This window comes from Altericroceibacterium endophyticum (assembly GCF_009827595.1).
Lineage (GTDB): Bacteria > Pseudomonadota > Alphaproteobacteria > Sphingomonadales > Sphingomonadaceae > Altericroceibacterium > Altericroceibacterium endophyticum.
The window spans coordinates 71,982-96,192 of record NZ_WTYT01000007.1 but is presented as its reverse complement, the minus strand read 5'-3'; the positions used below and the strand labels follow the sequence as shown (position 1 = coordinate 96,192).

19 protein-coding genes are annotated in these 24,211 nt (G+C 60.5%); 4 read left to right on the top strand and 15 right to left on the bottom strand.

Features of this window, described 5'->3' with window-relative positions; genetic code table 11:
* Positions 1 to 93: 93 nt before the first annotated feature.
* Positions 94 to 1,047, top strand: a complete 954-nt coding sequence (locus GRI91_RS15200; protein WP_160737558.1) for an AraC-like ligand-binding domain-containing protein — start codon at positions 94 to 96, stop codon at positions 1,045 to 1,047.
* Between the two features lie 18 nt (positions 1,048 to 1,065).
* On the opposite strand, the gene GRI91_RS15195 is transcribed toward GRI91_RS15200, so the two are convergent.
* The 10 genes from GRI91_RS15195 to GRI91_RS15150 all read right to left on the bottom strand — a co-directional run bounded on the left by GRI91_RS15195 (position 1,066) and on the right by GRI91_RS15150 (position 16,200).
* Positions 1,066 to 2,139 (bottom strand): DUF6282 family protein, encoded by a 1,074-nt coding sequence (locus GRI91_RS15195; protein WP_237437942.1) that lies wholly within the window; start codon positions 2,137 to 2,139, stop codon positions 1,066 to 1,068.
* A gap of 12 nt (positions 2,140 to 2,151) precedes the next feature.
* Positions 2,152 to 4,647, bottom strand: a complete 2,496-nt coding sequence (locus GRI91_RS15190; RefSeq protein ID WP_160737556.1) for a TonB-dependent receptor domain-containing protein — start codon at positions 4,645 to 4,647, stop codon at positions 2,152 to 2,154.
* Positions 4,648 to 4,908: 261 nt separating this feature from the next.
* The gene (locus GRI91_RS15185; protein ID WP_237437941.1) at positions 4,909 to 7,929 is read right to left on the bottom strand and encodes a TonB-dependent receptor plug domain-containing protein; all 3,021 of its coding nucleotides are present in this window, start codon (positions 7,927 to 7,929) and stop codon (positions 4,909 to 4,911) included.
* A gap of 177 nt (positions 7,930 to 8,106) precedes the next feature.
* Complete coding sequence (locus GRI91_RS15180; RefSeq protein WP_160737555.1) at positions 8,107 to 8,970, bottom strand: amidohydrolase family protein; 864 nt, start codon at positions 8,968 to 8,970, stop codon at positions 8,107 to 8,109.
* Between the two features lie 20 nt (positions 8,971 to 8,990).
* Positions 8,991 to 10,889, bottom strand: a complete 1,899-nt coding sequence (locus tag GRI91_RS15175; protein WP_160737554.1) for a nuclear transport factor 2 family protein — start codon at positions 10,887 to 10,889, stop codon at positions 8,991 to 8,993.
* A complete protein-coding gene (locus tag GRI91_RS15170; RefSeq protein WP_237437939.1) occupies positions 10,886 to 11,887 on the bottom strand; it encodes an ABC transporter substrate-binding protein in 1,002 nt (333 codons plus the stop codon). Before GRI91_RS15170 ends, GRI91_RS15175 begins: the two co-directional genes overlap by 4 nt.
* A 176-nt stretch (positions 11,888 to 12,063) precedes the next feature.
* Positions 12,064 to 12,999 (bottom strand): 3,5-dioxohexanoate:acetyl-CoA acetone transferase, encoded by a 936-nt coding sequence (kce, locus tag GRI91_RS15165; protein WP_160737553.1) that lies wholly within the window; start codon positions 12,997 to 12,999, stop codon positions 12,064 to 12,066.
* 10 nt (positions 13,000 to 13,009) lie between these two features.
* On the bottom strand, positions 13,010 to 14,467 hold the full coding sequence (locus tag GRI91_RS15160) for an NAD-dependent succinate-semialdehyde dehydrogenase (protein ID WP_160737552.1): 1,458 nt from the start codon (positions 14,465 to 14,467) through the stop codon (positions 13,010 to 13,012).
* On the bottom strand, positions 14,464 to 14,922 hold the full coding sequence (locus tag GRI91_RS15155) for a nuclear transport factor 2 family protein (protein ID WP_160737551.1): 459 nt from the start codon (positions 14,920 to 14,922) through the stop codon (positions 14,464 to 14,466). The genes GRI91_RS15160 and GRI91_RS15155 overlap by 4 nt, the downstream gene beginning before the upstream one ends.
* A gap of 123 nt (positions 14,923 to 15,045) precedes the next feature.
* Positions 15,046 to 16,200 carry an iron-containing alcohol dehydrogenase gene (locus GRI91_RS15150; protein WP_160737550.1) on the bottom strand — a complete coding sequence of 385 codons (1,155 nt, stop codon included), beginning with the start codon at positions 16,198 to 16,200 and terminating at the stop codon, positions 15,046 to 15,048.
* A 200-nt stretch (positions 16,201 to 16,400) separates the two neighbouring features.
* Between GRI91_RS15150 and GRI91_RS15145 the strand changes: the two genes are divergently transcribed.
* The 3 genes from GRI91_RS15145 (at position 16,401) to GRI91_RS15135 (ending at position 18,833) form a co-directional block, all read left to right on the top strand.
* Positions 16,401 to 16,970, top strand: coding sequence for a gamma carbonic anhydrase family protein (locus GRI91_RS15145; protein ID WP_160737549.1), 570 nt, complete (start codon positions 16,401 to 16,403; stop codon positions 16,968 to 16,970).
* 18 nt (positions 16,971 to 16,988) lie between these two features.
* On the top strand, positions 16,989 to 17,753 hold the full coding sequence (locus tag GRI91_RS15140; protein WP_160737548.1) for an HpcH/HpaI aldolase family protein: 765 nt from the start codon (positions 16,989 to 16,991) through the stop codon (positions 17,751 to 17,753).
* 183 nt (positions 17,754 to 17,936) lie between these two features.
* A complete protein-coding gene (locus GRI91_RS15135) occupies positions 17,937 to 18,833 on the top strand; it encodes a cupin domain-containing protein (protein WP_160737547.1) in 897 nt (298 codons plus the stop codon).
* 29 nt (positions 18,834 to 18,862) lie between these two features.
* Here GRI91_RS15135 and GRI91_RS15130 read toward each other — a convergent pair whose 3' ends face one another.
* From GRI91_RS15130 to GRI91_RS15110, 5 genes are all read right to left on the bottom strand, one after another.
* Positions 18,863 to 19,645: an SDR family oxidoreductase gene (locus GRI91_RS15130; RefSeq protein ID WP_160737546.1), complete on the bottom strand. Its 783-nt coding sequence runs from the start codon at positions 19,643 to 19,645 to the stop codon at positions 18,863 to 18,865.
* Between the two features lie 111 nt (positions 19,646 to 19,756).
* Positions 19,757 to 20,734, bottom strand: a complete 978-nt coding sequence (locus GRI91_RS15125) for an amidohydrolase family protein (RefSeq protein ID WP_160737545.1) — start codon at positions 20,732 to 20,734, stop codon at positions 19,757 to 19,759.
* Positions 20,735 to 20,857: 123 nt separating this feature from the next.
* Positions 20,858 to 21,739 (bottom strand): dienelactone hydrolase family protein, encoded by an 882-nt coding sequence (locus GRI91_RS15120; RefSeq protein ID WP_160737544.1) that lies wholly within the window; start codon positions 21,737 to 21,739, stop codon positions 20,858 to 20,860.
* A 14-nt stretch (positions 21,740 to 21,753) separates the two neighbouring features.
* On the bottom strand, positions 21,754 to 23,025 hold the full coding sequence (locus GRI91_RS15115) for a sialidase family protein (RefSeq protein ID WP_160737543.1): 1,272 nt from the start codon (positions 23,023 to 23,025) through the stop codon (positions 21,754 to 21,756).
* A 1-nt stretch (position 23,026) separates the two neighbouring features.
* Positions 23,027 to 24,208, bottom strand: coding sequence for a sialidase family protein (locus GRI91_RS15110; RefSeq protein ID WP_160737542.1), 1,182 nt, complete (start codon positions 24,206 to 24,208; stop codon positions 23,027 to 23,029).
* Positions 24,209 to 24,211: the final 3 nt, after the last annotated feature.

Sequence of the window (24,211 nt, the reverse complement as noted above, 5' to 3'; positions counted from 1 at the left end):
TCAGGAAACAGTTGATATTCCTTTTCATATGAGGGAATGTAGCAGGGTACAGATTACGGTTCAGAAAAGAATCCGGGTCTGGGGAGAGACAATATGCAATCATTCAGTTCGGATATGCTTCCGGCTAAAACGCGTGCAACAGCCTGGAATGCTCTTTATTCACAACAATTGAACCGGGTGGACTTCACGCCCGCGAATAATCAGGATTTTGCCGCCCAGCTCACTCTGGGTAAATTGGGCCCGATCCAATTTGCGCGCATGTGCTCCAACCGGACGAATATCCTGCGCACACGTCGGCATATTTCCCCCAGCGCCCCCCGCCTGTATTCTTTCCTGCTCCAGACCAAGGGGAGCGGCCTGCTGTCGCATTGCGGGCAGGAAGCGGTCATGACCGAAGGCGATTTCGTCCTGTGTGACAGTGCCGCCCCGCACAGTTTCACGGTGGAGGATGACAGCATCGTGGTGATGATGCGGGTCGACGCCGCTTTGCTGAAAACCTATCTGCCGACGCCGGAGCAATTCTGCGGCCGATTGCTGAAAAATGAAGTGGGGCTGACCCGGACGATGTCGGCCATGGTCGAAAAGTTCGATAGTCAGCTAGAGGCCGGTTTCCGGTCGATCTATGATGAACGCTTCGCCCGGCATGTGCTGGAAATGCTCTCGATGAGCTATGCGCTTGGCTTTAGCGAAAGCTCCGAAGTATCGGCCATTCTCCGCGGGCGCCATGCGGAAGTTGTCCGCTATATTGAAAACAATCTGCGCGATCCGCGGCTCTCGCCGTCCTCCATCGCGGAGGGTCTGCGCATCTCACCGCGTTATCTGCGAACGATTTTCGCCAGCACGGGCGAGAAAGTGTCCGCCTATATCCTGCGCCGCCGACTGGAAGAATGCGCCAAACAGGTGCGTGATCCCCGCTGGGCCGGGCACACGCTGACCGAAATTGCCTTCTCCTGGGGCTTCAACAGCGCCGGGCATTTCACCCGTACCTTCCGCGACCAGTTCACATTCGCCCCGCGCGAATATCGTCGCGAACATCTGGGGGAGTGATGCTGGAGCTGGCCGGATTTACTCCGTTTGGCCAAGCCCCAGAACAATCGCGGGATTGATCTTGGCCATCTGGTCCAGCTCGGCTTCGGTAAAGCCTTCTTCGCGCAGGATCTGGGCACTCATGGCCAGCGCATCGGTGTGATTGGGCGTCCCGGTCAACCCGCTATCGGTGGACAGGATCAGATGATCCGGCCCGATTTCCCGCATCATCGCCACCGTCGCCTTGCGATGCGCGGCAGAGAACAATTCGCTTGCGACCACTTCCGCATAGGCCCCCATTGCCACGGCCTGCTGCAATTGCTGCGCAGTCGGATCGGTGAACATCGGGCCAAGGCCGGGGTGGGTGATGATAATCCTGTCGATGCCCCGCTCCTGCGCGGCGGCCACAATCATCAGCATTTCCGCAGGGCTGACATGGCCAGTCGCTAGCGTCAGATCATAGTGTTTGATCAGATCGAGCACATCGAACACCTGCGGCAATAATTCACCATCACGCGACACGCGGACAAAGGGGCGCTGCTGTTTCAGCACAGTGACTTCATGCTGCGCATCATGGGTGGGCATCCAGACGATCTTCGCCCGTCTGCCCTCGATTTCGGCAAAGGCGCGCACAGCCATCGGGTTGATCCCGCCAATGGTGGTGTTGAGCACCAGGCCCCCAAATTCCTCCACCTCCGGTGCCGCATACCGGTGGGCAAGTTCCGCAAGGGTCGCGGTCTCCGACCAGTGACTCTTCAGGACGAGCCCGCGCATGCCATATTCCTGCGCGCGGCGAGCAATCTCAAACGCATCCCATTGCCGTTTATATGTGTCGGGACCGAAATGGGCATGGATATCGATCGCCCCATTCTGGATCGGGTCGCGCAGCTTCCGATCCGGTGAAGGCGGGGTCGTCATATTCCGATAGGCCGCCCAACCGTTCTCATCCTCATTGACAGGCGGCTGCATGACGGAGCTCTGCGCATAGGGCGCAAAATCCTCATATCCTGCCGCCGCCGTTTCACGCGCGCCGGCAGTCTGGCAAGCGCTCAGGCCGAACGCCGCCAGTGCCAGGGAAACGCGGGCCGCGCCCGCCATCCTGAATCGTGCCATCATGCTACCCCTTTAGAATTTCTTGCTGACCGACAGATACCATTCGCGTGGCGGCGCCGGCTGACCATTGGCCTGCGGGAAGCCGAAGGCCTGCAGCACGAACAGATTGCGGTAATAGAATTTGTTGAAAAGGTTGGTCGCACCGAGCGCGACCTGCAGACCGCGATCAGGATTGTCATAGGTCAGACGGCCGTTGAAGACCGAATAGCCCGGCTGATTGTAGCGATCGTTATTCGTTTCATAGACGATGCTGCCCTGATAGAACCAGTCGAGCCGCGGTGTGATGGTGCCCGCGAGCGCTGGCGCGTCAATTTCATATTGAATGCCGCCGCTGGCCGTCCATTCGGGAACACGTGTGGGGCGCTTGTTGGTTGTATTGTCGAGGTCATCCGAGCGGAAATTGGCATAACCGAACGATCCGTCGATCAGCAGGCCATCAATGGGCTCGGCCTGCAATTCGCCCTCTACCCCTTTGATCTTGCCGGGATAGTTTACGTAATACGTTCGCGAAACGCACTCGTAACCGGTGGTCCCGGCAGAAATTTCCGCTGGTGTAAGCACCCGGCATGTCGTCGCATCGGGACCGCCCGCAGGAAGCGGGACGGTAACACTGCCGCCGCCTGAAACGGGAATGGGATTGCCGCTTGCATCGAGCAGATATTCCTGCCCGCCGACCGAACCGGGCCTGGTCTTATAATCGGTATAGAACCCCGTGATGTTCAGCCGCAGGCGCCGGTCGAAGAGGTCAGACTTGAAGCCGAGCTCGTAAGCGAGCGTTTCGTCGCCCGGTATCTGCGTAACCTGGCTGGGCTGGAAGGGGCGCGAATTGAACGAGGGCAGGCTGAAACCCGTCGCGGCGGAACTATAGACCATGAAATTGTCGGTCAGCTGATAATCCAGCCCCAGTTTCCAGTCGAAGCGCTTGTCCCCCGGGGTGATCTGGAAGACAATATCGCCGGCGGGATTGCCATCCTGCAGATTTTCGTAATTCACCCGCTTCTTGTCGTCGGAATATCGCCCGCCCAGCGTGACCGAGAGCCGGTCAATCGGCCGCACCACGAAATTGGCATAGACCGCCTTGCTTTCCGGATCATAGGTATGATCCTGATAACGCTGAAGATTATTCCACGGCGAGGAAAGCGTGGTGCGGACATAGCCGTCGCCGGTGTAGTAAAAGGCGCCCATCGTCCAATCGATGAGATCACGGCTGCCGGTGAAGCGCAGCTCACCCGTCCAATGGGTCGAGCCCGTATTGTTGCGCGTCTGTTCAAGCAGGATCGGCGATCCATCCACATCGAAACCGAAGATGGAATCGACCGAACGATATCCCCCGACCAGCATGATCTGCGTCGCATTGTCCAGATCATAGGTCAGCTTGCCGGACACGCCCCAGTTGGTGACCGGACCGACCAGCGGATATTTATATCCGCCGCGTAACGGATCGCCATTGTAGAAAGTAGATCCGGGCAGATTGAGGCCAGCACCGATGGGATCGGCATTGGTTGCATAGCTGACATAGGGATCGTCGGGCACGAAGCGGCTGTCATAACGGAAGGGGATTTCGCCGGGGATCGAGAAGTAATCCCCGACCGCATTGATATTGGCCCGGCTTGTCCCCACCGCATCGTTGACATCGATGAGCGTATCCGCCGCATTTTCGGATTCATCGCGCGTATAATCGGCCGACACGGTCAGGTTCAGGCCCGAAACGGGCTCCCACCGCGCCGCACCGCGCACGGCCACGACATCTTCCCCGCCAAGAGTGCCGACCTTGCAATCATCACGGCTCAGCTTGTCCGACTGGATCAGGACACCATCGGAGAAGGGGAAATTGCCGGCCAGTTCGGGCGTCCCCTGACGGATCATGTCGCAGCGAAAATCAAGCCGGTCCTGATAACCGTTACGCTTCTTCACGAGGCCGTTTGCCCTGAAGGCAAGATTGTCCGTCAAAGGGACATTGAAACCGGCCCGGAGATCGGTGCGATTATACCGTCCCAGCGTGACAGTCGTATAGCCGCTGCTTTCATCGAAATCGGGCGATTTGCTGATGATATTGACCGCCCCGGCCAGCGCGTTGCGGCCAAATAGCGTGCCTTGCGGGCCGCGCAGAACCTCTACCCGTTCCAGATCGAGCAGGTCGAATTGCGAACCATAGAGCAGCGGGTAATAGACATCGTCGATATAGAAGGCGACGCCCGGCTCCGCCGCCAGATTGCTGTCATACTGACCAATACCGCGAATGAAGGCTGTCACGGCCTTGCCGAATGCGCCCTGCGCCTGCCGGAAGGAGGCGTTCGGTACGATCGAGCCCAGCCCTGAAACATCCTGCAATGCCCGGGTTTCAAGCGTGTCGGACGTGACCGCAGTGATCGCGATCGGTGTATCCTGAAGATTCGTCGCCTTGCGTGTCGCCGTTACGACGATTTCCGCAATGCCGCCCGCTTCGCTGCGCTGGGCACCTTCGTCAGATGTTGCCCTGTCCTGAGCGAGAGCGGGCTGCGCGGCCACAACAGCAACGGCTGAAACCTGCAGAGCTAGAAGTCTACGAAACGCTATCAATTTCCATCCCCCGGGATTCTATTATGTTTGATTGTCAGGGAGATATGTAGCGCATTATTGGCCCGTCACTTGATTGGAAAGGTGGCGATCTTTGCCCTGAATGTGCGATCAAACATATGCGGAATTAGCCCCTGAACTTGTTGATCTGACGCCGGTTCGAAACAGGCGAGGCTGGATGCATAAGTCCAGCCTCGCCTGCCGCGCGCATGGTCAATAGCGGAAGCGCAATCCGGCACGGAAACGCGAGCCGAACGTGTCGAAATAGACCGGGTTGGTCGGATAATTCGAACCGCCCAATCCGCCGCCGCCCGGCGCTACGGATGGTTTTTGATCAAACAGATTTTCGATCGCACCGAAGACTTCGACATTCTGGTCGCCACCGCTGCCCACAGGTATCTGATAGGACATCGCCAGCCCGAAATAGGTCACTCCGGCGACGCGATTGGTATTGATACTATCCGGCAATGTCGGATCATAGCCTTCGTCTTCCGGCCCGGTTTTTTCGACATCATAAATGCCTTCGGGGATGTGGCGGACGCTGACAGTCGTATTGAACGGCCCGTTGTCATAGCTGAGAAATCCGGTCCAGATCCAATCCGGCGAAGGATTGAAATCGCCGCCCAGCAAGACCGGCCCGGTCTGCCCGGCATAATCGATCACCGGCGTGGTACGATCTGCCTGCACCTTGAAATCATATTGATGATTGGCAAGCACCCGCAGATTGACCTGACCACTCCAATCTTCCGCAATGTCGGACAGCGGCAGTCTGTAATCGAGCTCCATATCGAACCCGCGCACTTCAAGACTGCCGAGATTGACCTGGCGCGCATCGACAAAAGTTATGTCAGTGGGTGAGGCAAAGGTGATCCGGTCGCAGAAGAGATCAAATTCGCCGCAGAAATCGACGATCCGCTGACCGGGCAATGTTGTCACCGTATCGCTGACCTCGATCTGATACCAGTCGACCGACAGGCGCAGACCCCGAATGAAATCGGGCCGCAGCACTATCCCGGCAGTCGTGGTATCTGCGCTTTCAGGTTCGAGAGCGAAGCTGCCCCCATTCAGGATCGGTGTCGGATCATCGCCCAGCCCCGGAGAACCGGGAATGTTGAAATTATCGACGATCCCCTGAGACGAGCCTTCCTCGGTCGGCACCTGCTGATTGAACAGTTCGCGGAAACCGGCGGCGCGAATATCGCGGGAGCGTGAGCCGCGCAAACGCACACCGCCGCCGATATCCCAGATCCCGGACAGCTTGTAGCTCACCGCGTCGGTTTTCTTGCTTTCCCCGGTGCTGGCATTGTCGGCCGTGTTCTGGGTCCAGCGCACCGCGCCGTTCAGTTCAAGAAGATCGAAGAAGGGACGGTCGGCCAGAAGCGGCACGTTCACTTCGCCAAAGGCTTCCAGCACCTTGATCGAACCGCCATAATCACTGCCGAAGGTGAAAGCGTAATCGTTGTAATTGGGCGTGTCGCCATGGGTCACATCGCCATCTTCATAACGATATTCCGCGCCCAGAGCCGCGCCCACGGGGCCAGCCCCGAGACCGTCGAACAAAGACCCACTGATCGATGCCGCCAGCACGTTCTGGCTATATTTGAAATCCTGCACCACGGGACGATAGGCGTAATTGATCGCCCCCTCCGTCAGATTGTCGAGCCCGAAGAGATTGAGTGGCTGACATCCCTGCGACCGGGGATCGGGATTGGCGGCGAGGGTTTCGCGGCAGACGATATTGCCATTGGCCGTGCCGTTCAAGAATTCCCCTTCATCCACCGCGTCCAGGGCATATTGGAATTCGGTGTTCACCCGGGAATAGCGACCATCGCGGTGCTTGTTGACGTTGCCATATTGGTAATAGGCATCCCAGCTCCAATTCTCGCCCAGATCGCCCCCGACACCGATCATCGCCCGCCAGATATCGGCTTCCGCACTGTTATAGGCGGGGATCTGATTGTCGACATCCTTGCCGAGGCTGAAGGCTGTTCCGTCGAGCAGATCGACCAGCTCCTGCGGCAAATAGGCATTGTCAGGCTGAATGAAGAAGGTCGAACGCGGGCCAGCGGTTACGCCGCTGTTGGAGGCTTCGGTATGGGCATAGGTCACTTCCGAATAGGCCTTGATCGCATCGGCCAGCTCATATTCGCCATAAAAATAACCGACATAGCGCTGGGACGGCGTCTGCAGATCGGAATCGGCATAGGTTGACACCCCATCGCCGCCGCTGCGTGAACCAAAGGTATTCGCGTTGACATAGTCACCCGGGTCGAACTGGATGATACCGGTTCCATCATCATTGAAGCGGTAATTGCGCGCCGCCGGATTGGCGGGGCTGCGATTGCGGACCACACCATGGGCATCGTTGAAGGCCTGTTTGGAATCCCGGCCGATGATGTAATTGGGCAGGCCATAGGTCGGGCTGCCGGGGATGTTGTAACCGGTGGTGCTGCCATCTGGCAGAATGTCGCCATCATTGTCGAAGACGTCCCAGCCTTCCTTGCACCATTGGCGCACATCCCAGCAATCGCCGATGCCCTTCTTCTTCTGATATTCGCCGCCGAATACGATATGGCCGCGATCGCCAAGCGAGGTGCCATACACACCGGAGACGTGATAATCCTCGCCATCACCGCGGAAGGTCTGGCCATAATCGGCTTGCAGGCGCAGCCCTTCCAGATCGGTATCGAGGATGATGTTCACGACCCCGGCAATCGCATCCGAGCCATAGGCCGCAGAGGCACCGCCGGTCACGGTTTCGACCCGTGCGATCATCGCGGTCGGGACCAGATTGAGGTCGACCGCACCGCCATCGGACGTGGGCACAAAGCGCCGGGAATTGACCAGTGTCAGGGTGCGCGTCCCGGAGCTCGGGTTGAGGCCGCGCAGATTGGCAAAGGATGCGCCAACATCCGCGCCGGCGGTAATGCCGGCCGTGGCATCAGACTGGAACGCGCTGTTCTGCGGGATCAGTTCGACGATGTCACCGGCATTCACGATGCCGAGATCGCGGGTCATCTCGCCATCGAACACCGTTGCGGGCGTCGGTTCGTTGAAACCGTTCTGCTTGATCCGGGTGCCGGTCACGATAATCGGCTGCTCTGCCATAGCGCCGTCCTCATCCTGTGCCATGGCGGGCGCAGCACAAAGCCCGGTATAGAGCAGCGCCGCAGCAACGCTGATCATAGCCGTACCAGAACCGCATTTTCGGATGAATTTCTGTCGTTGTTTCATATATCTCCCCCCTGTGTTTTTATGGGCAACGCAGCCAGTTCAGCGACATGTTCGCTTCCTCGGCCATGTTGGGAGACACCAATGACAGCAGCGCCGATCCCGTACTTCTCCAGAGGGGTATAGGCTCATGCTCAAACCGGCACATAATCCGCTTCTTATGTGCCGGTCTGGTTCACGTTAGGAAAAATAGAACTTCAATCCGGTTCGGCAAATTTCCGCGCGGCGCATGGGATCGGGCACCCAGTCGTGAAAACTGGCCAGCACCTGCGCATAGGTCAAACGGCTTTCATAACCGACAAAGGGGGCATCGCTGCCCCACAAGAGCCGGTCAGTGCCCGCCCGGCGCAGAATGTCCTCCGCCACAAAAGCGGCAAGCCGCTCGACATCGCCATCGGGATCGTCCTGCCATGCCGCCGTTCCCGGCAGACGGAAACCGGCGGACAGCTTGATCCAGCAGCGCCCGGTATCAAGCGCCTCCATCATGGCGCCATAGCCATCACATTCCAGCGGGTTTTCCGGGTCCGGATGCCCGAAATGATCGATCACGATATCCACCCCGCTGGGCAGCAATTGTTCGAGCACACCGCGCAGATGCGCGCCTTCGATCGCCAGTTGAACATGCCAGCCAAGATCGCGCAGACGGCGGAGGAACAGGCGGAAATCATCCTGGGTGAAATCGGGCAGTTGATCACACCGGGCGAGCTGCAGCCGCACGCCGACGATGCCGTCATCCCGCATCCGTTCAAGCGTGTAGAGATCGCTCGCCGGATTGACGATGGCAGTCCCGCGCAAACGCTTGTGGCGCCGCAGCTGACGGATCATGTAATCATTATATTCGCCTGAAATCGACAGGCCGGAAAGCACCGCGAAATGCACGCCGTACCGGTCCAGCTGGGCGAGCAGATCATCGACGGTGAAGCCATAATCCGGCACCGTCCATGCGTCCGCCTTGACCGGCATTTCGGCGGCGAAAATATGGGCGTGGCAATCGATGATCGGATTGCCCCCTATGCCGGCCATCAAGGGATTGTCTGCGTTCATCGGTGTTTCGCTTCGGCCTGTCATGGCGCGGTCGGGAACCGGTGACCATCGGACCATTCCAGCAGGACTTCCGGCTTGCGGCCACTGACCGGATTGGCGAAATGCCACCCGAGCGGCGCGATATGCGGGTATGGGGCGAAGGTTTCGCCGCGCAGCGGACTGTCGGGCGCGAAGGCTTCGATTTCCGCCTTGTCAGGCCCGAAGCGGGAACTGGCCGCCGGATCTATCCCGGTCCAGCCCGTGTCATAATCACCCAGCCAGATATAATCGAGATCCATCCCCTGAATCCGCCATATGCCGTCTTCCTTGATAATCTGGTTCTCATAGATCCCTGATATCCAGCTGCCCGCTGCGCCATCGGCGCTGTTGAACTGGAACAGGCGGGTGCGGATAAAGGCGCGCCGCCCATTGTCCAGCACCGTGACATAGGGCTGCGTTTTCTGGTGGATGGCCTGAAACGCATCATTCGGCCCGCCTTCACCATAGCGCTGGATCAGGCTTGCCAGAACGCGGTCCTTGCCGACAAAAGTCCCGATATAGCTCAATTCCTTCCACCCATCGCGCGCGAAGAGTGCTGCGGTCTGCCGCCAGGCGAACTGGTCAATATAATAGCCATAGGCATTGGAGACATTCTCCGCCCCGTCGAAGGCTTCGGCCTTGGCCAGCGCGTTCGGAATGGGTGCCTGCGTTGCTCCGGGCACGGTAGCCGGCATGATCCATTCCGGCCCCATGGGCGGAACGGAAAGGCTATGGGTGCGGAAATCGGCACTCTTGAGCGTGGTCGTTCCGGTCGGGGCCGCTTGCGGAGCATCCGGCAAGGCCGCCGGAAGCGGAGACGCCCAGCCCTCTTCATAGCCCGCGCGCATGATCGGACTGTGATGCAGGCTGGCGATACGCCATTTGTTGTCATCGCCGCGGCGCAGCAAGAATGTCTGCAAGGTGGCGGACCAATATCCCTCTTCGCCATGCTGCCCGGTCATCCCGATTTCAATGTTCCGGATAAGGGCTGTGGAACCGTCATCCGAAATCTCCGCCATCGGCATCAATTGCGGGCGGTCATTGAGTTCGCCTTCATCCAGCCCTGGCGCTCCGTAGCGCATCAGAAAAGCACGGACGCCGTCACTGCCTTGCCAGCTCCCGTCCCCGGCCTGCTCGATCACTGCGTCATCGGCGAACAGATCGACGATATCATCATACAGGCCGCGATCGAGATAATAGCCATAGGCACTCACAATATTGAGCGCGTGACTCTGATCGAGCATCAGGGTCGCCCGGTGATCAAGCGCGTCCTCGCTCTGCGCAGAACGGGCGCGGCGGGTGGGAAGCAAGGTGCCGGCTTCATCCGGCGTATAATGATAGGGCGCACGCTCCAGCGTCTTCGCATCATGGGACCAGCCTTCGGCATAGGAGCCGCTGAAATGTGCGTAGGGCCTGACCCCGGCGATACGCCAACCGGCGGGGGTCTTGCGATAATCGACAATATGGGTCGCGCCCAGCCAATCGGCGCCCTCCCCGATTTCGGCCGTCATCGCGATTTCATGCCAGCGGCCGGTGGCACTCTGTCCATCGGGGGCGAGCGTGATCACCGGGCTGATATAGAGACGAATGTTCATCCGCCCCGCCGGCATGCCATCGGTGCCGTGCCCCTGCGTCTGACGCAGCCAAGCTTCGATCCCGCCGCGCCCCTCAATCTCCCCATAGGGCAGGCGCAATGCGGCATCCTGCGTGGTCAGCGCGGCCATGCCTTGCCAATCGCCGGAAAGAGCAAGATGCCCCCAGCGCGACTGCAGATATTTGATCGCGCGGATAGAGGACAGATCCTCGACCTTGGCCGTCTCCACCGCCAGATCCTGTCCATAAGCGGGCGCGAGCGGCAGCCCGACCATTGCCAGCGGCAAAAACAGATGTGCGATCTTCATTGGGAGGCCTCCAGGGCAAGCGCTTCTTCATAGGCGCTGGTATCGATCAGAGCAGCCAATGCGGCGCGGTCCCGCGCTGGACGCCCTGCTTGCGCGGCAAGCCATTGTTCCTGTTCGACCAGCACATCGAGCAAATCATCAGGCACCGCGGCAATCCAGCCATGATGTTCCCAGCTCTCGCGCACATCATCCGGGTCGAAGCCCCCGGCCGCGATGGTCAATTGCTGCGCTTTGGCCGGGTCCCGGCGCAAGGCGGCAGATGCATCGATAATGGCGCGGATGAAGCGGACGATCTCTGCGCGTTTCACCGGATCGGCGAGCTTGCCCGCCGTACTGTTGAGGTTGAACAATTCGCGGTAAACGCCCTCCCCCGAAAATTCGATAAGGTCATCGCCCAGCACCTGCGCCGCATTCTCGCTTTCGGGCTCCCAGATAACGACCGCGTCCACGTCGCCCTTGCGCAGGGCCTCCGTCATGCCCGCCAGCGGGACGATCGTGACATCATCGATATCGCTGAATTGCAGGCCCTCACGCTCCAGCATCTTGCGCAGGAAATAGCCCGCACTGGTCTGTTCGATGGTTGCGATTCTGTGCCCCTTGAGATCGGCCACGCTTTCGATCCCGGCGGAGCGCCGCGCGACAATGCGGTAGAGCCCCTCCGTCACCGTCATGATGATCCGCAAATCGGGATGTTTGACCGAATAGCGCAGGGCCTGCGTCTCGGCATTGGTCGCCAGATCGGCTTCGCCTTCCTCACCGAAGCCGGGCACTGGCGGCTCGCCCACCAGATTGGCGACGCTGCCCATGCGAATGACCACGGGGCCGCGATAGTAATCCTCTGCCGCCAGCAGAACGGGCGCAATTTCGAACGTCTGCTGGTTGCCATAGATGGCAAGCGGCGGAAGCTGATTTGCCGGTGCCGGGGTGCACGCCCCGACCAGCACGGCCACGGCCCCTGCTGCCACCAGCGGCACAATTCTGTTTGACCATTTACGCAAGACCCATCCCCCATTTGCTGCCCGCGCTCATCGCGCCTTATTCAGACTTTTATGCTTTATCGGTCAGGGCTAAAATCAACTGCCCGCCCCCGCAAATGCTATGCGCAAAAATGCCGGATCAGGCCCGTTTCGCTACCGCGCGGAGCAATTGCCCTGCCATCACGCTGTCGCCTGGATCAGAAAGCGACATTGTCCCCGCCTTTCAGACCGAGCATCTGGCGTGCCTCGGCAGGGCTTGCCACCTCACGCCCCAGAGCTTCGACAATGGTCCTGAGCTTCATCACCTGCTGCGCATTGCTCTGCGCCAATTCCCCGTGAGCGATGAACAGACTGTCTTCCAGCCCCACGCGCGCATGACCGCCCAGCAGCACCGATTGGGTGCCGAAATCCATCTGATGCCGCCCCGCGGCAAAGGCGGAGAAAATATAGTCATCGCCAAACAGGCTATCGGCCATCGTCACCATATGTGACAGATTGCGCGGGTCTGGTCCGATGCCGCCGAGTATCCCGAACACGCCCTGGATCAGAAATGGCGGTTCGATCAGGCCGAGATCGGCAAAATGCGCCAGCGTATAAAGATGGCCGATGTCATAGCATTCGAATTCGAACCGCGTGCCGAATTCGCGCCCGACCTCCAGCATGATCCGTTCGATATAGGCATTGTCATTATACATGATCCGGCCGCGACTGCTGGCGACATAGTCGGCTTCCCAATCATGCTGCCAATGTTCGACCCGCTTTCCTGCGCCGGAAAAGTCGAAGATCAGCGGCCCCATATTGAGCGAACACAATTCAGGCTGGGCCGCCTTGGCCCCTTCGAGCCGGTCATCAAGCGACATGGTAGCGCTGCCGCCGGTGGAGATATTGATCACCGCATCGCAGGCCTGTTTAACACGCGGCAGAAACCGCATGAAGTCATCCGCCTTCGGGCTTGGTCTGCCGTCATTCTCCCCCCGCGCATGGAGGTGAAGAACAGCCGCTCCGGCCTCAGCGGCGCCCACCGCGGCATGCGCTATCTGCTCAGCCGTCACCGGCAGATACGGCGACATGGACGGGGTGTGGATCGAACCGGTTGGTGCGCAGGTGATGATGATCTTGTTCGTCTTGTGCATTGCCCGATCCTTACAGCCCGGCCTGGCAGACATATTTGATGTTCAGATATTCCGCGATCCCGTGATGCGATCCCTCACGCCCAAGGCCTGACATCTTCACCCCGCCAAACGGGGCATGCGCGGTGGAAATCAGTCCGGTGTTGATCCCCAGCATCCCGCTTTCGATGCCCCGCGTTATCCGGGCGATGACCTGCGGGTCGCGCGCACACAGATAGGCGGCCAGCCCAAAAGGCGTGGCATTGGCCATATCCAGCCCCTCTTCCAGCGTATCGAAAGCGATCACACCGGCCAGCGGGCCGAAGGTTTCCTCGCAGGCGAGCTGCGCATCGGGTGCCACATCAGCCAGCAATGTCGGGGCAAACATCTGTCCGCCCGGATCGCCGCCACCCGCCAGCAAACGCGCCCCGCCGCCCAGCGCCGCGTCCCGATGTTCTGCTACCTTGGCAACCGCAGCGCTGTCGATCAGCGGGCCGATATCGCTGGCATCGTCAAAACCGTCACCTGCTTTCATGGCGCCCACCTTCTCGGCAAAGGCGGAGAGAAACTGGTCATGCAGCCCCTTTTGGACATAGATCCGATTGGCCGCGATGCAGCTCTGGCCACTGTTGCGAAACTTCGCCACCAATGCGGTTTCCACGGCAGTATCCAGATCCGCATCGTCGAAAATCAGCAAGGGAGCATTGCCGCCCAACTCCAGCGACAGGCGCTTCATGGTGCCCGCGCATTGCGCATAGAGTTGCTCGCCAATCTCGGTCGATCCCGTGAAAGACAATTTGCGCACGGTCGCCGAAGCCGTAATCGCGTCGCCGATTTTCCCGGCGGCCCCCGTCACCACGTTCAGCACACCTGCCGGGACGCCGGCTTCCTCCCCCAATTTGGCAAATGCCAAAGCGGATAAGGGTGTCGCAGAGGCGGGCTTTGCCACCATGGCGCAGCCTGCCGCCAGTGCCGGCCCGACCTTGCGCGTCAGCATGGCGAGCGGGAAATTCCAGGGCGTGATGGCGGCGCATACCCCCACGGGTTCGCGTTCGGCCAGCAGCCGGCGGCCGGGCACTGGCGCGGGAATGACTTCACCCAGCGTCCGCGTTGCCTCATCGGCGTAGAATTCGATGAAGCCCGCCCCATAAGCGACCTCACCGCGCGCTTCGGAAAGGGTCTTGCCGTTTTCCCGCGTGATCAGCCGGGCAAGGTCTTCCTCATGGTGCATCAGCAATTCGTACCAGCGGCGCAGAATGCGCCCGCGTTCCTGCGCAGTCCTGCCCGCCCATGCGGGCAGCGCATCGGCGGCGGCGGCAATGGCCTGCTCGGTTTCCGCCGCGCCCAACCGGGGAACAGTGGCAAAGGCCTCCTGCGTGAAAGGGTCGGTAACGGAAATCGGCGCATTGTCGCCCGCCACCCATTTACCGCCGATCAGGCAGCGCGTGACGAGCAGATCGCTTTCGGCGAGTTCACCGCGGGCCATGCTCATTGGCTGTCATCATTCAGGGAGGGATTGGTGACCGGCGTATCGCTTTCGAAAAGATGTTCGAAGCGCCGATAAGTGCATAGCCACCGGCCATCGTCAGCGCGCACATAGCGGTCCGTGGCGAGCGAGATCGTCACCGGTACATGGCTGGGCAGAACCTTTTCCCCATCACCCGCGTAGAGAAACAGGAAATTGGTCGCCTCCGCTTCCTTGTCTGCCGTGAAACGCGCGCGGAAATTGGTGAAGCTGTGAACCGAGAGCCGGGCACCGCGCTCACGCCGCCAGTCATAGAACTGCTGGATCTTGTCGCGCCCTTCATAGGATGCAAACTGACCGTGAAAGACCGCGTCCTTCGTATAATAGGCCTTCGCGCCAATGCCGCCATTGAAGTCGATTTCGTGCCAGTAATCGGCCAGCTGCAGTGCCAGATCTTGATTGAGCTTCAGAAGGTCGTCCATTGCCTTGCTATCTCCCGCGTGAGGTTTCTCCGCTCCTTTCTCACCTGGAGGGGAAGATGGCTTATCTGCGGCGGACGAAGCATTTGCACTAAACGGCGGGTGACGATTTTAACCGCGCCAGCCTTACAGTGCGGCCTCATAGATCCTGAGCGCCTGCTCCTCATTCATTTCCCGCGGATTGTTCTGCAACAGGCGCTGCACCGTCATCGCCGCCGCCGCCATGCCGGGCAGAGCATTCGAACTGATACCGACATCGCGCAGCCGGCGATCGATCCCCACACCGGCGGACAGATCCTCGATCCGCGCAATCCCGGCAGCGGCATCGCGAGCGGCATCGCCGCTATCGGCCACGCCCAACATATGCGCCACTCTGGCGTAACGCTCGGGCGCTTCCTCCGCGTTGAACCGGATGACATGCGGCAACAGCAGCGAATTGGCGACGCCATGCGGGACATGGAATTCACCGCCCATCGGATAGGCCAGCGCATGGACCGCCGCCGTGTTGACCGGCCCCAGGCACATCCCGCCCAGATGGCTGGCAATCAGCATGTTTTCCCGCGCGGAAAGATTGTCGGGCTCATTGCAGGCGATTTCCAGATTTTCGCCGATCAGCCGGATGCCTTCCAGCGCCCAACTGTCGACCACGGGATGCGCCAGGCGATTGGCATAGGCCTCGATACAATGGGTGAGCGCATCGATCCCGGTCGAGGCGGTAACCTTGCGCGGCATGGTGACCGTCAATTGAGGGTCAAGATAGGCAAAATCGGGGATCAGGAAGGGGCTGACCACGCCCTTCTTCAATTGGGCGGCCTCATCTTCAAGGATCGCAATCGGCGTGACCTCGCTGCCCGTGCCGGCAGTGGTGGGGATACATGCCAGCGGGAGCGCGCGCCCGGCCAGCAGCCCGGTCCCCACCACCTCGTCAAATGTCTGTCTTTCACCGAACAGCGCCGCGACGAGCTTGGCCACATCCATGGCACTGCCACCGCCCAGCCCGATTATGAAATCAGCGCCAAAATCCTGCGCACTGGTGAGCGCAGCGCTCAGATCCGCTCTGGTCGGTTCACCATCCGGCCCCTTGAACAGCGTGCTCGTCAGCCCCTGCTCGGCAAGATGCTCGCTCAATTCATCGGCTAGGCGGGCAATCGGCGCCGACGTCACGATCAGCACGCGCCGCGCCCCCGTGGCGGCGCAATCCAGTGCACATTGCGCCAGCACCCCGGCACCAATGCGCACGCAGCGTGCGTGATAGAGGTCAAGTCTGTTGCGATTTCCCACGGCCCGTCTCCCAATAAAACTGGCGGCCCGGGCCGCGCAGCAATCCTGTCGATGTGACACTGTGTATCGCGCGCTTGGGAGCGGCTGACTACCGGGTGACGAGGGGCGAATTTGCCTCAGACGGCGCTATCTCGTGGCAGGATCGGCAATCGGCCGGTCTGTGCTTTTCCTGAAGGCTCTCCGGCGTGCAGTAGAACCGCATGACCCGTCATTCAGAACAGCACATTCATCCCTATCTCGGCCGCACACCTGCGATCCATCCCAGTGCCTTTATCGCCCCGGGTGCGCAGATCATCGGCAATGTCGAAATCGGCCCCGAAGCCAGCATCTGGTATAATTGCGTGCTGCGTGCCGATATCGGCCGCATCGTGATCGGGGCGCGCAGCAATGTTCAGGATGGCACGGTGATTCATGTCGAAGCACCGCGCGAGGGGCAGCAGGGCCATGTGCTGAACACCATCATCGGGGCCGATGCGCTGGTGGGCCATATGGCGATCTTGCACGGCTGTACGGTGGAGGATCGGGGCTTTGTCGGCATGGGCGCCATCGTGATGGATGGTGCGCGGATTTCTTCTGAAGCGATGCTGGCCGCAGGTGCCCTGCTCGCGCCCGGAAAGACCATTCCCCCGGGCGAGATCTGGGCCGGCAGACCAGCCAAACCCATGCGCAGCCTGAGCGGCGTGGAGCGGGCCGCGCTGGCCGACCAGACCGCGCATTATCTGGACCTTGCCAGCAATCACGCCCGTTCACTCGATGAACAGCAGCGCTAACCGGCGGCAGGAGCTGAAATGATGCAGAATTTCCTCACCAGAGCGCATGCGGCAGATCGCGGTTTGCTGGGCACATGGGTCAAGCTGCCCAGCTTCGAAACGGTCCAGATGCTCGGCCAGGCGGGTTTCGATTTCGTGGTCGTGGATATGGAACATGCCCCCCACTCGCTGCAACGCGCCGTGGAGCTGGTCTTTTGCGCGCAAAGCTGCGGCATGGCGGCACTGGTGCGCTTGCCCGATCATTCCGGCATGACGATCCAGCCTTTGCTGGATGGCGGCGCGGACGGGCTGTTGATCCCCCGCGTGACCGCCCCTGCCATCGCGCAGTCGCTCACCCGGCGCATGACCTTCGCCCCCGCCGGAGAACGCGGGCTTGGCACCACCTCGCGCGCTGGCCAATGGGGCCTCGGCGCGATGGAGGATTACCTCGCGCGCGGAACCCATGAATGCGCCCGCATCGTTCAACTGGAAGACTGGCAATCACTCGAATCCGCGCGAGATTTCGCGCAGCTGGAGCATGTCGACGGCCTGTTTATCGGGCATGGCGATCTTTATCTTTCCAGCGGCAAACCGGCGCATGACCCGGAGGTGCGGGCACTGACCGGGCGCATGGTCGCGGTTACAAAGGACGCGGGTATTCTGTCCGCAGCGGCGGCGGCAAACCCCGAGGATGCGCAGCTTTATCTCGATATGGGTTTTTCGCTGGTGATGGTGAGCAATGATCTCACCCTGTTCGGTAAAGCGGCGGCGGAACTCGTCACCTCGGCCCGCAAGCGGTCATGAAAATGACGGCGTCACTTGTTCAAGGCGGATCGATGTCTTTCCTGCTGCGGCCCTGCCCCGCATCCGTGATTGCCGCGTAGCGACGCCGTTTATACCTCTTCACCAGAACAGGGCCTCCGGCATTTCTTGCCGTGACCTGCGCCCTGAAATTTAGAAAAACACCCGACGGAGCATATGATGGCAATGTATGAAGCTGACGATCCGCGCGCAAAACTGGCCACGGCCGGACAGGGAGACGGGCCCTCCTCAGCCTTCGGCAATTCGACCTATGCCCGCTATTATGAAACCCCGCCGCAAGAGCAGGCTTCCGATCATAAGGACTGGTACACCCGGGGCCAGAATTTCGTGGTGTGTTATTCCGAAGTGACTGCCGGCGCGCGTTTTGAGCGCAAGGGTCAGGTCGATGAATATGTCCTGCTGCTGCATGACCGGGACATGGCGGCAACGGTCGAAGCCAATGGCGAGGTGCAGGAGGTGACAGGCTATTCGCTCACCATCATCCCGCCGGGCGACAGTGCCATCACGGTGAAGGCAGACGGGCGGATTGTCCGCCTCATCTCCACCCAATCTCCTGATGTCACCGCCATGGCCCCCAATGGCGACAATTATGCGGGCTCACATCCACAAATTCCCGCTTTCGAACCCTGGCCGAAACCCGCAGATGGATGGAAAATCCGCAGCTACAGTCTGGATGTCCCCGACGAAGAGGGCCGCTTTGGCAAGATCTTCCGCTGCACCACCTTCATGGTGAATGTCTTCCCGGCGCAAGGGCCGCGTGACGTGACCAAACTGTCACCGCATCAGCATGATGATTTCGAACAATGCTCGCTCGCGCTGGAAGGCTATTACATGCACCATATGCGCTGGCCCTGGATCGCCAATCAGCATGAATGGCGCGAGGATGAGCATGAGAAGTGCCTCTCCCCCTCCGTCTGCGTGATCCCGCCCAAGGTGATCCACACATCCGCCCCCACTGACCCGGAAAGCAATGTTCTGGTCGATATCTTCTCCCCTCCCCGCGAAGATTTCTCCGACATGCCGGGATGGGTGCTCAACGCCGCAGACTATCCCCGCCCCTAACGGCCCGCACGCTGGCCCGCCCTTCCCGCTCAAAGCGCCGCTATATAGCCGCCATCGAGCGGCAGTGTGCAGCCATTGACATAGGCCCCCGCGCGCGAGGCGAGGAAGGTGACGGCGCCTTCCACATCGGCGGCCTCGCCCGGGCGGCCCAGCGGAATATAGGTGGCGACGCTTTTCTGTACCGCGTCAGAGCCCGTATCGGTCAGCCGGGACGGGAATGGCCCCGGCGCGATTGCGTTGACGGTGATATGATCGGGGCCCAGCGCCTTGGCGAGCGAGCGGGTCAGATGATGCAAGGCGGCTTTCGATGCGCCATAGGAATGGGCTTCCCAATTGGGGATGTGCAGCCCGCCGATCGATCCGGTGTTGATGATCCGTGACGGATCCTCCGCGCTGGCCGCTTGCCGCAATTGCGGCAGCAATGCGCGTGACAGGAAAAACGCCGCCCGCACATTCACATTCATCACGATATCCCAATCCTCCACACTGCTTTTCGCCAGACTCCCTTCTGCGGCGGCGCCCGCATTGTTGATGAGGATGTTCAGCGCCTTCCCCCGCGCGGCGAAATCCTCCGCCAGTCGCTGCGCGCCGTCTGGCGCTTCCAGATCCGCCGCGAGGGGCATGCAGGTGCCCCCTTCCTGGCTGAACTGTGCGGCGCATTCTGCAGTCCGCTGCTGATCGCGCCCGGTGATGAATGTGGTGACACCGCGGCGCACCAGCCCCTGCGCAATCATCGCCCCGATGCCGCTTGTGCCGCCGGTGATGAGGGCGGTCTTCCCCGCCAGTGAAAAAAGCGGATCGGTAGCAATCATGGTAAGCTCCAGACTATGACATCAAAAAAAGGCCGGCAGCGTCTCCATGCGGAGCAACTGCCGGCCTGGCCTTACACCGGGGGGAGAGATCCCGGCCTGGCTTCAAACCGATCAGGCGCGCCCGCGGCCACCCGGCACATGGGTGCGTTCGGCCGTATCCCAGAACAGCGCCTTGCGATCAGCCAGCGACAGCCCTTCGGCAGAGGCCAGCGCATATTGGACCCAGCCAAACATGCTGCCGGGCGTATTGCCGACATCACTGCCCCAGACCATGTGATCCGCGCCGAAGGTCTTGACCATGAATTCGAGAAACGGCTTTTCCTCGACCCCCGCTTCATGGAGCTGCTCGATCAGCAGAGTCGTGTATTTGTAATAGACATTGTCATGATCGGCGAGCGCGAGATGCTGCGGCGTGAGCCCCCAGGTCTCCGGCAAATCGGCGGGCCGCGGAAAGCCGATGTGGTCGAGCACGATATTCACATTGGGATATTTATCGGCGTGTTTGGCAACCTGCGCCATCGCCTGCGCCGTATCGCCCCCGATCGGCATCAGAACGATCACCAGACCAAGGCGGTTGGCCGCTTCCCATGCCGGCGCGGCGGCATCGCTCAGAAAGACAAATTCGCCATCAGACGGAACGCCGGTAAACCTGACACCGGCGATGCGGTTTTCGCTCGCCATCCGCTCTAGCGTCGCGGGTGTTTCCGCATCGACCGGGTCGAGGATGACCACCGGCACGATCCGGTTGGGATATTCAGCCGCAATGTCGAGCAGATAGCTGTTATCGAAGCGATAGGTGCTGGAATATTGCACGCCCGCTCCCTTGGCGATGCCAACCTCGTCCCAGAAGGCGAAAACCTCTTTGGGCGTCTGCGGGAAACGCATCGCCTTGGCGACCATGATCTCCGGCCCGTAACGCGCCGTGCGCGAATTGAAGGGGTATTTGTCCACGTCATTGGTGTAGAAATGCGCATGCGTGTCAAAGAGTTTGAAAGACGGCTTGATGACATGCGCGAAGGCCGAAGCCGGTAAGGCGGCGATACCGGCAGCGGCCATGCCGGTGCCGATGAAATGACGGCGGTTGATCATAATAACCCTCTCCCCAAGATTCTCCGGAGCGGACCCGATTATGTTCCGAAATCCGCCATTCTGTCTGGCTAACGGGGGAAAGCGCGCGCGACTTGCCTTGATCGGCGCTTTGATCGCGCAGGTTTAACGCAAAGCGCGCTGGAACAGAGCCAAAGTGCGCCGCTGAAATTCCGCTGCGGCGGCTTCATCATAATTGTCATTGTCGGGCAGCGCGAACCCATGCCCGGCATCGAGCACGATCACATCACCTTCAAGACCGGCAGCGGCAAAGGCATTGGCCAGATCGCGCTTATCTTCAGGCTCGCGCTCATCATCGGGCCGGGCCGTCGCGACAAGATAGGCAGCCTGAGTCTGACCGACCAGCAAATGCGGACTGTTGGGCCTGCTCGTCGCTACGCCAAGCGGATGGGCTACTGCCACCGCACCAATACGCGAAGGCATGGCCGCTGCAGCGCGAAAGGCATGGGCCGCCCCGACATTGTAACCAATCACGCCGATGCGCCGCGCCGTGTCGACGCGGCCAAGCCCGTCAAGATAGGCGACATAGGCCGCGGCATCGCGGTCAATCGCCGCGTCACTGGCCGCAGCGCGCCAGTCCCGCAGCCGCTCCATCATCACCTCACGGGTGAGATTGCCCGTCCCTTCCCCCGCACCGGCCCCAGCACCGGCACCAGCACCGGCACTCCCATCGAGATCCGCACTGCGGTAAAAATTATTCGGGATCAGAACCACATATCCCTGCTGCGCAAGATCGCGGCCGATTGCGTTATAGACCGGGCGCAATCCGGCCAGATCAGGCCATACCAGCACCGCCGGAGATGGCCCCTCCCCCGGAGGCATGAACAGCAGCGCATCGGTGATGCCATCGGCCGCCTGTATTTGCACATGCTGTTCGGAAAGCGCTGTCCGGGCCGGTGCAATAGTGCTGCAGGCGGCCAGCGCAAAACTGAGCAGCATGGCGAGAGACATTTGCGCCAGCGCGCGGCTCTGCTTGAAATATCGCATTGGTGTCTCTCCGCTCAGGGTTCAAAAATCGTGCAGGCAATATGGCGCACGCCGCCATTCATCTGGATCGGATCACTCTTCAGATTGATGTAATAGGTGGTGAGCAAGCGGCCCGGCGCGATCTCGATCACGCGCGGATAGCCCAGATCCCAGCTCCCCCCGTCATCGCGCAGGATCATCTCGCGCCCCCAGCTGGCACCGCCATCCTCGCTCACCCGGTAGCGGATGCCAGAGGGCATGTTGCGGAAACCATAGACGCAGACCACGCGGCCATCCGCCATCGGGACCAGATCTCCCGGTGCCCCCCAGTCATTCACGCGCGAAAGCCAGCGCCATGTGCGGCCACCGTCCAGACTTTCGTGGATTTCAGTCCAGATGTCGTAACGCGCATCGCGCTGATAACGCAGCGACGCGATCACCCTTCCGTCTTTCAGCACCACCGGCCGGGGATAGAAATGCGGCGCCGCCGCAAAGGGCGAGCCGCCGGGATAATAGGGATTGCGCGGTTCGAACGGGATCATCGAACCGAGATAGTGAAAATCGCGCCCATTCTGCGACGCATAGATGATCGGACGCGGCCCCTGCGCGCCTTCCGCATTGGTATGCACGCCCAGCAGCATCGTGCCATCACCGCGCACCGAATACATGCTCGATCCCGGCAGCGAGATCGAGGCGAAATCATCCATCGGCAGCAGCGTGTGGGGCCGCCATGTCCGCCCGCCATCGGTAGAAGCACGCATCCATCCTTGGGCATTGGGTGCGAACAGAGCCGGGATGCCGCCGCCCATGATCAGCGTGTCGCGGCTCGTGAAGTCGAGCGCGGGAAGATCTGACCAATCCGCGCGCGCGCCGCCGGGAAAATCGCTGACTTCCCTGATCCGCATGTCGAAGATCGGAACGATGGAATCCTGATCCCACGTCCGGCCCCCATCTGCGGAGCGTATCACCACGATCTCCCCCATATTTCGGGTGAGATTGGTGTGATCGACGGCATCCGGGCGGCCATAATCCGAAGGAACGCGCTTGAACCCGGCGAGGATTGATCCGTCCTGCACCTGCCACAATCCGCAATAGAAGGGCCAGGCGGCGAATTCACGGTCATTGCGATAGACCACGAAATGTTCGGCACCGCGCGCCTTTTCCGGCTTCCAGTCGGTGCGGATCAGCGCAGAAGTCGCCTGAGCCCGCGCTATGCCGAGCCCGAGAGTGCAGCCCGCCAGGCCGCCCCCGATCAGCGCCGCACGGCGCGAGACACGGGATGCGGAAATTTTGTCAGTCTTTGCCATGTCAATCGATCGAAAAGATCGAGCGGGCGATATGGCGGACACCGCCATTGGCCTTCACCCGGTCATTCTTGCTGTTGAAATAATAGAGCGTGCCGACCTGCCCATCGCCTGCAACCCAGGCATTGGGATAGCCCAGATCCCAGCTCCCGCCATCGTCACGAATGATCAGTTCGGGCCCCCAGGTCCGCCCGCCATCCTCGCTGACGCTGGCGCGAATACCGGACGGCGCGAGGCGGTAGCCATAGACCGCCACAACCCGGCCATCAGGCATCACCACCAGATCGGCCGGCGCACCCCAATCATTGATCCGGTTGAGAAAATCCCAGGTTTCACCGCCATCATCGCTGTAATAGATTTCGGTCCACATGACACCGCGCGGATCACGCTGGCAGCGCAGCGAACACAGCATCCGGCCCGTGGGCAGCAGATAACCGCGCGGATAGAACCAGCGATGACCGATGAAGCGGATGCTGCCGGCATAGTCCCCGGCGACATTCCATTTGGGGTCGCTCTGGGGGGTAATATAGGACATGAAATGGAACTGCGTGCCATCCGCAGTGCTGCGATAGACCAGCGGATGGCGATTGGCATTGTCCTTGTCCACTTCGAACATGAACAGCAGGCAGCGCCCGTCAGGCCGCACCAGTGTGGAATGAATTCCTGTGGTCGAAACCAGTCCGTCGAGCGGCAGGATCACTGGCGGTGTCCAGCTATCCCCGCCATCCTTGGAAATCCTGACCGTACCGCGCGATTCCTTCACGGCGAAACCGCCCACACTGGCATTGGCCACCAATAATTGCGGATCGAGATAATCGATCGGTGCCCAGGGCTGGAGCGAAGCCGCGACATCGGCCCCGCGTTCGACAATGCCCGAAAACATGTTGATCTGCGGATCGTCGCCATCCCATGTCCGGCCCCGGTCGTGCGAGCGCACCGTCACTGTTTTTGGGTCAGAACCGCTTCCCGCTTCCAACGCATCGTGATTGATCTCGTCACCGCTGGCATATTTCACCGTCCGAGCGGAGAAATTTGCGATGAGCGTACCCTCCCCATTCTCCCAGAAACCGCTGGTATAGGGCCAGGAACAGAACTCATCTTCACGGCGATAGACCACCGCATGGTCGAGCGAAGACGGCGCGTGAGGCGCCGCATAGGATTTAATGATGGCTGCACTGTCTACCATGAG

What these genes read in the sequence shown, in the direction of transcription:
- GRI91_RS15200 (WP_160737558.1), top strand. Translation starts at nt 94, where the DNA reads ATGCAATCATTCAGTTCGGATATGCTTCCGGCTAAAACGCGTGCAACA.
- GRI91_RS15195 (WP_237437942.1), bottom strand. Translation starts at nt 2,139, where the DNA reads ATGGCACGATTCAGGATGGCGGGCGCGGCCCGCGTTTCCCTGGCACTG.
- GRI91_RS15185 (WP_237437941.1), bottom strand. Translation starts at nt 7,929, where the DNA reads ATGAAACAACGACAGAAATTCATCCGAAAATGCGGTTCTGGTACGGCT.
- GRI91_RS15180 (WP_160737555.1), bottom strand. Translation starts at nt 8,970, where the DNA reads ATGAACGCAGACAATCCCTTGATGGCCGGCATAGGGGGCAATCCGATC.
- GRI91_RS15175 (WP_160737554.1), bottom strand. Translation starts at nt 10,889, where the DNA reads ATGAAGATCGCACATCTGTTTTTGCCGCTGGCAATGGTCGGGCTGCCG.
- kce (WP_160737553.1), bottom strand. Translation starts at nt 12,999, where the DNA reads ATGCACAAGACGAACAAGATCATCATCACCTGCGCACCAACCGGTTCG.
- GRI91_RS15160 (WP_160737552.1), bottom strand. Translation starts at nt 14,467, where the DNA reads ATGAGCATGGCCCGCGGTGAACTCGCCGAAAGCGATCTGCTCGTCACG.
- GRI91_RS15155 (WP_160737551.1), bottom strand. Translation starts at nt 14,922, where the DNA reads ATGGACGACCTTCTGAAGCTCAATCAAGATCTGGCACTGCAGCTGGCC.
- GRI91_RS15145 (WP_160737549.1), top strand. Translation starts at nt 16,401, where the DNA reads ATGACCCGTCATTCAGAACAGCACATTCATCCCTATCTCGGCCGCACA.
- GRI91_RS15140 (WP_160737548.1), top strand. Translation starts at nt 16,989, where the DNA reads ATGATGCAGAATTTCCTCACCAGAGCGCATGCGGCAGATCGCGGTTTG.
- GRI91_RS15135 (WP_160737547.1), top strand. Translation starts at nt 17,937, where the DNA reads ATGTATGAAGCTGACGATCCGCGCGCAAAACTGGCCACGGCCGGACAG.
- GRI91_RS15130 (WP_160737546.1), bottom strand. Translation starts at nt 19,645, where the DNA reads ATGATTGCTACCGATCCGCTTTTTTCACTGGCGGGGAAGACCGCCCTC.
- GRI91_RS15125 (WP_160737545.1), bottom strand. Translation starts at nt 20,734, where the DNA reads ATGATCAACCGCCGTCATTTCATCGGCACCGGCATGGCCGCTGCCGGT.
- GRI91_RS15120 (WP_160737544.1), bottom strand. Translation starts at nt 21,739, where the DNA reads ATGCGATATTTCAAGCAGAGCCGCGCGCTGGCGCAAATGTCTCTCGCC.
- GRI91_RS15115 (WP_160737543.1), bottom strand. Translation starts at nt 23,025, where the DNA reads ATGGCAAAGACTGACAAAATTTCCGCATCCCGTGTCTCGCGCCGTGCG.
- GRI91_RS15110 (WP_160737542.1), bottom strand. Translation starts at nt 24,208, where the DNA reads ATGGTAGACAGTGCAGCCATCATTAAATCCTATGCGGCGCCTCACGCG.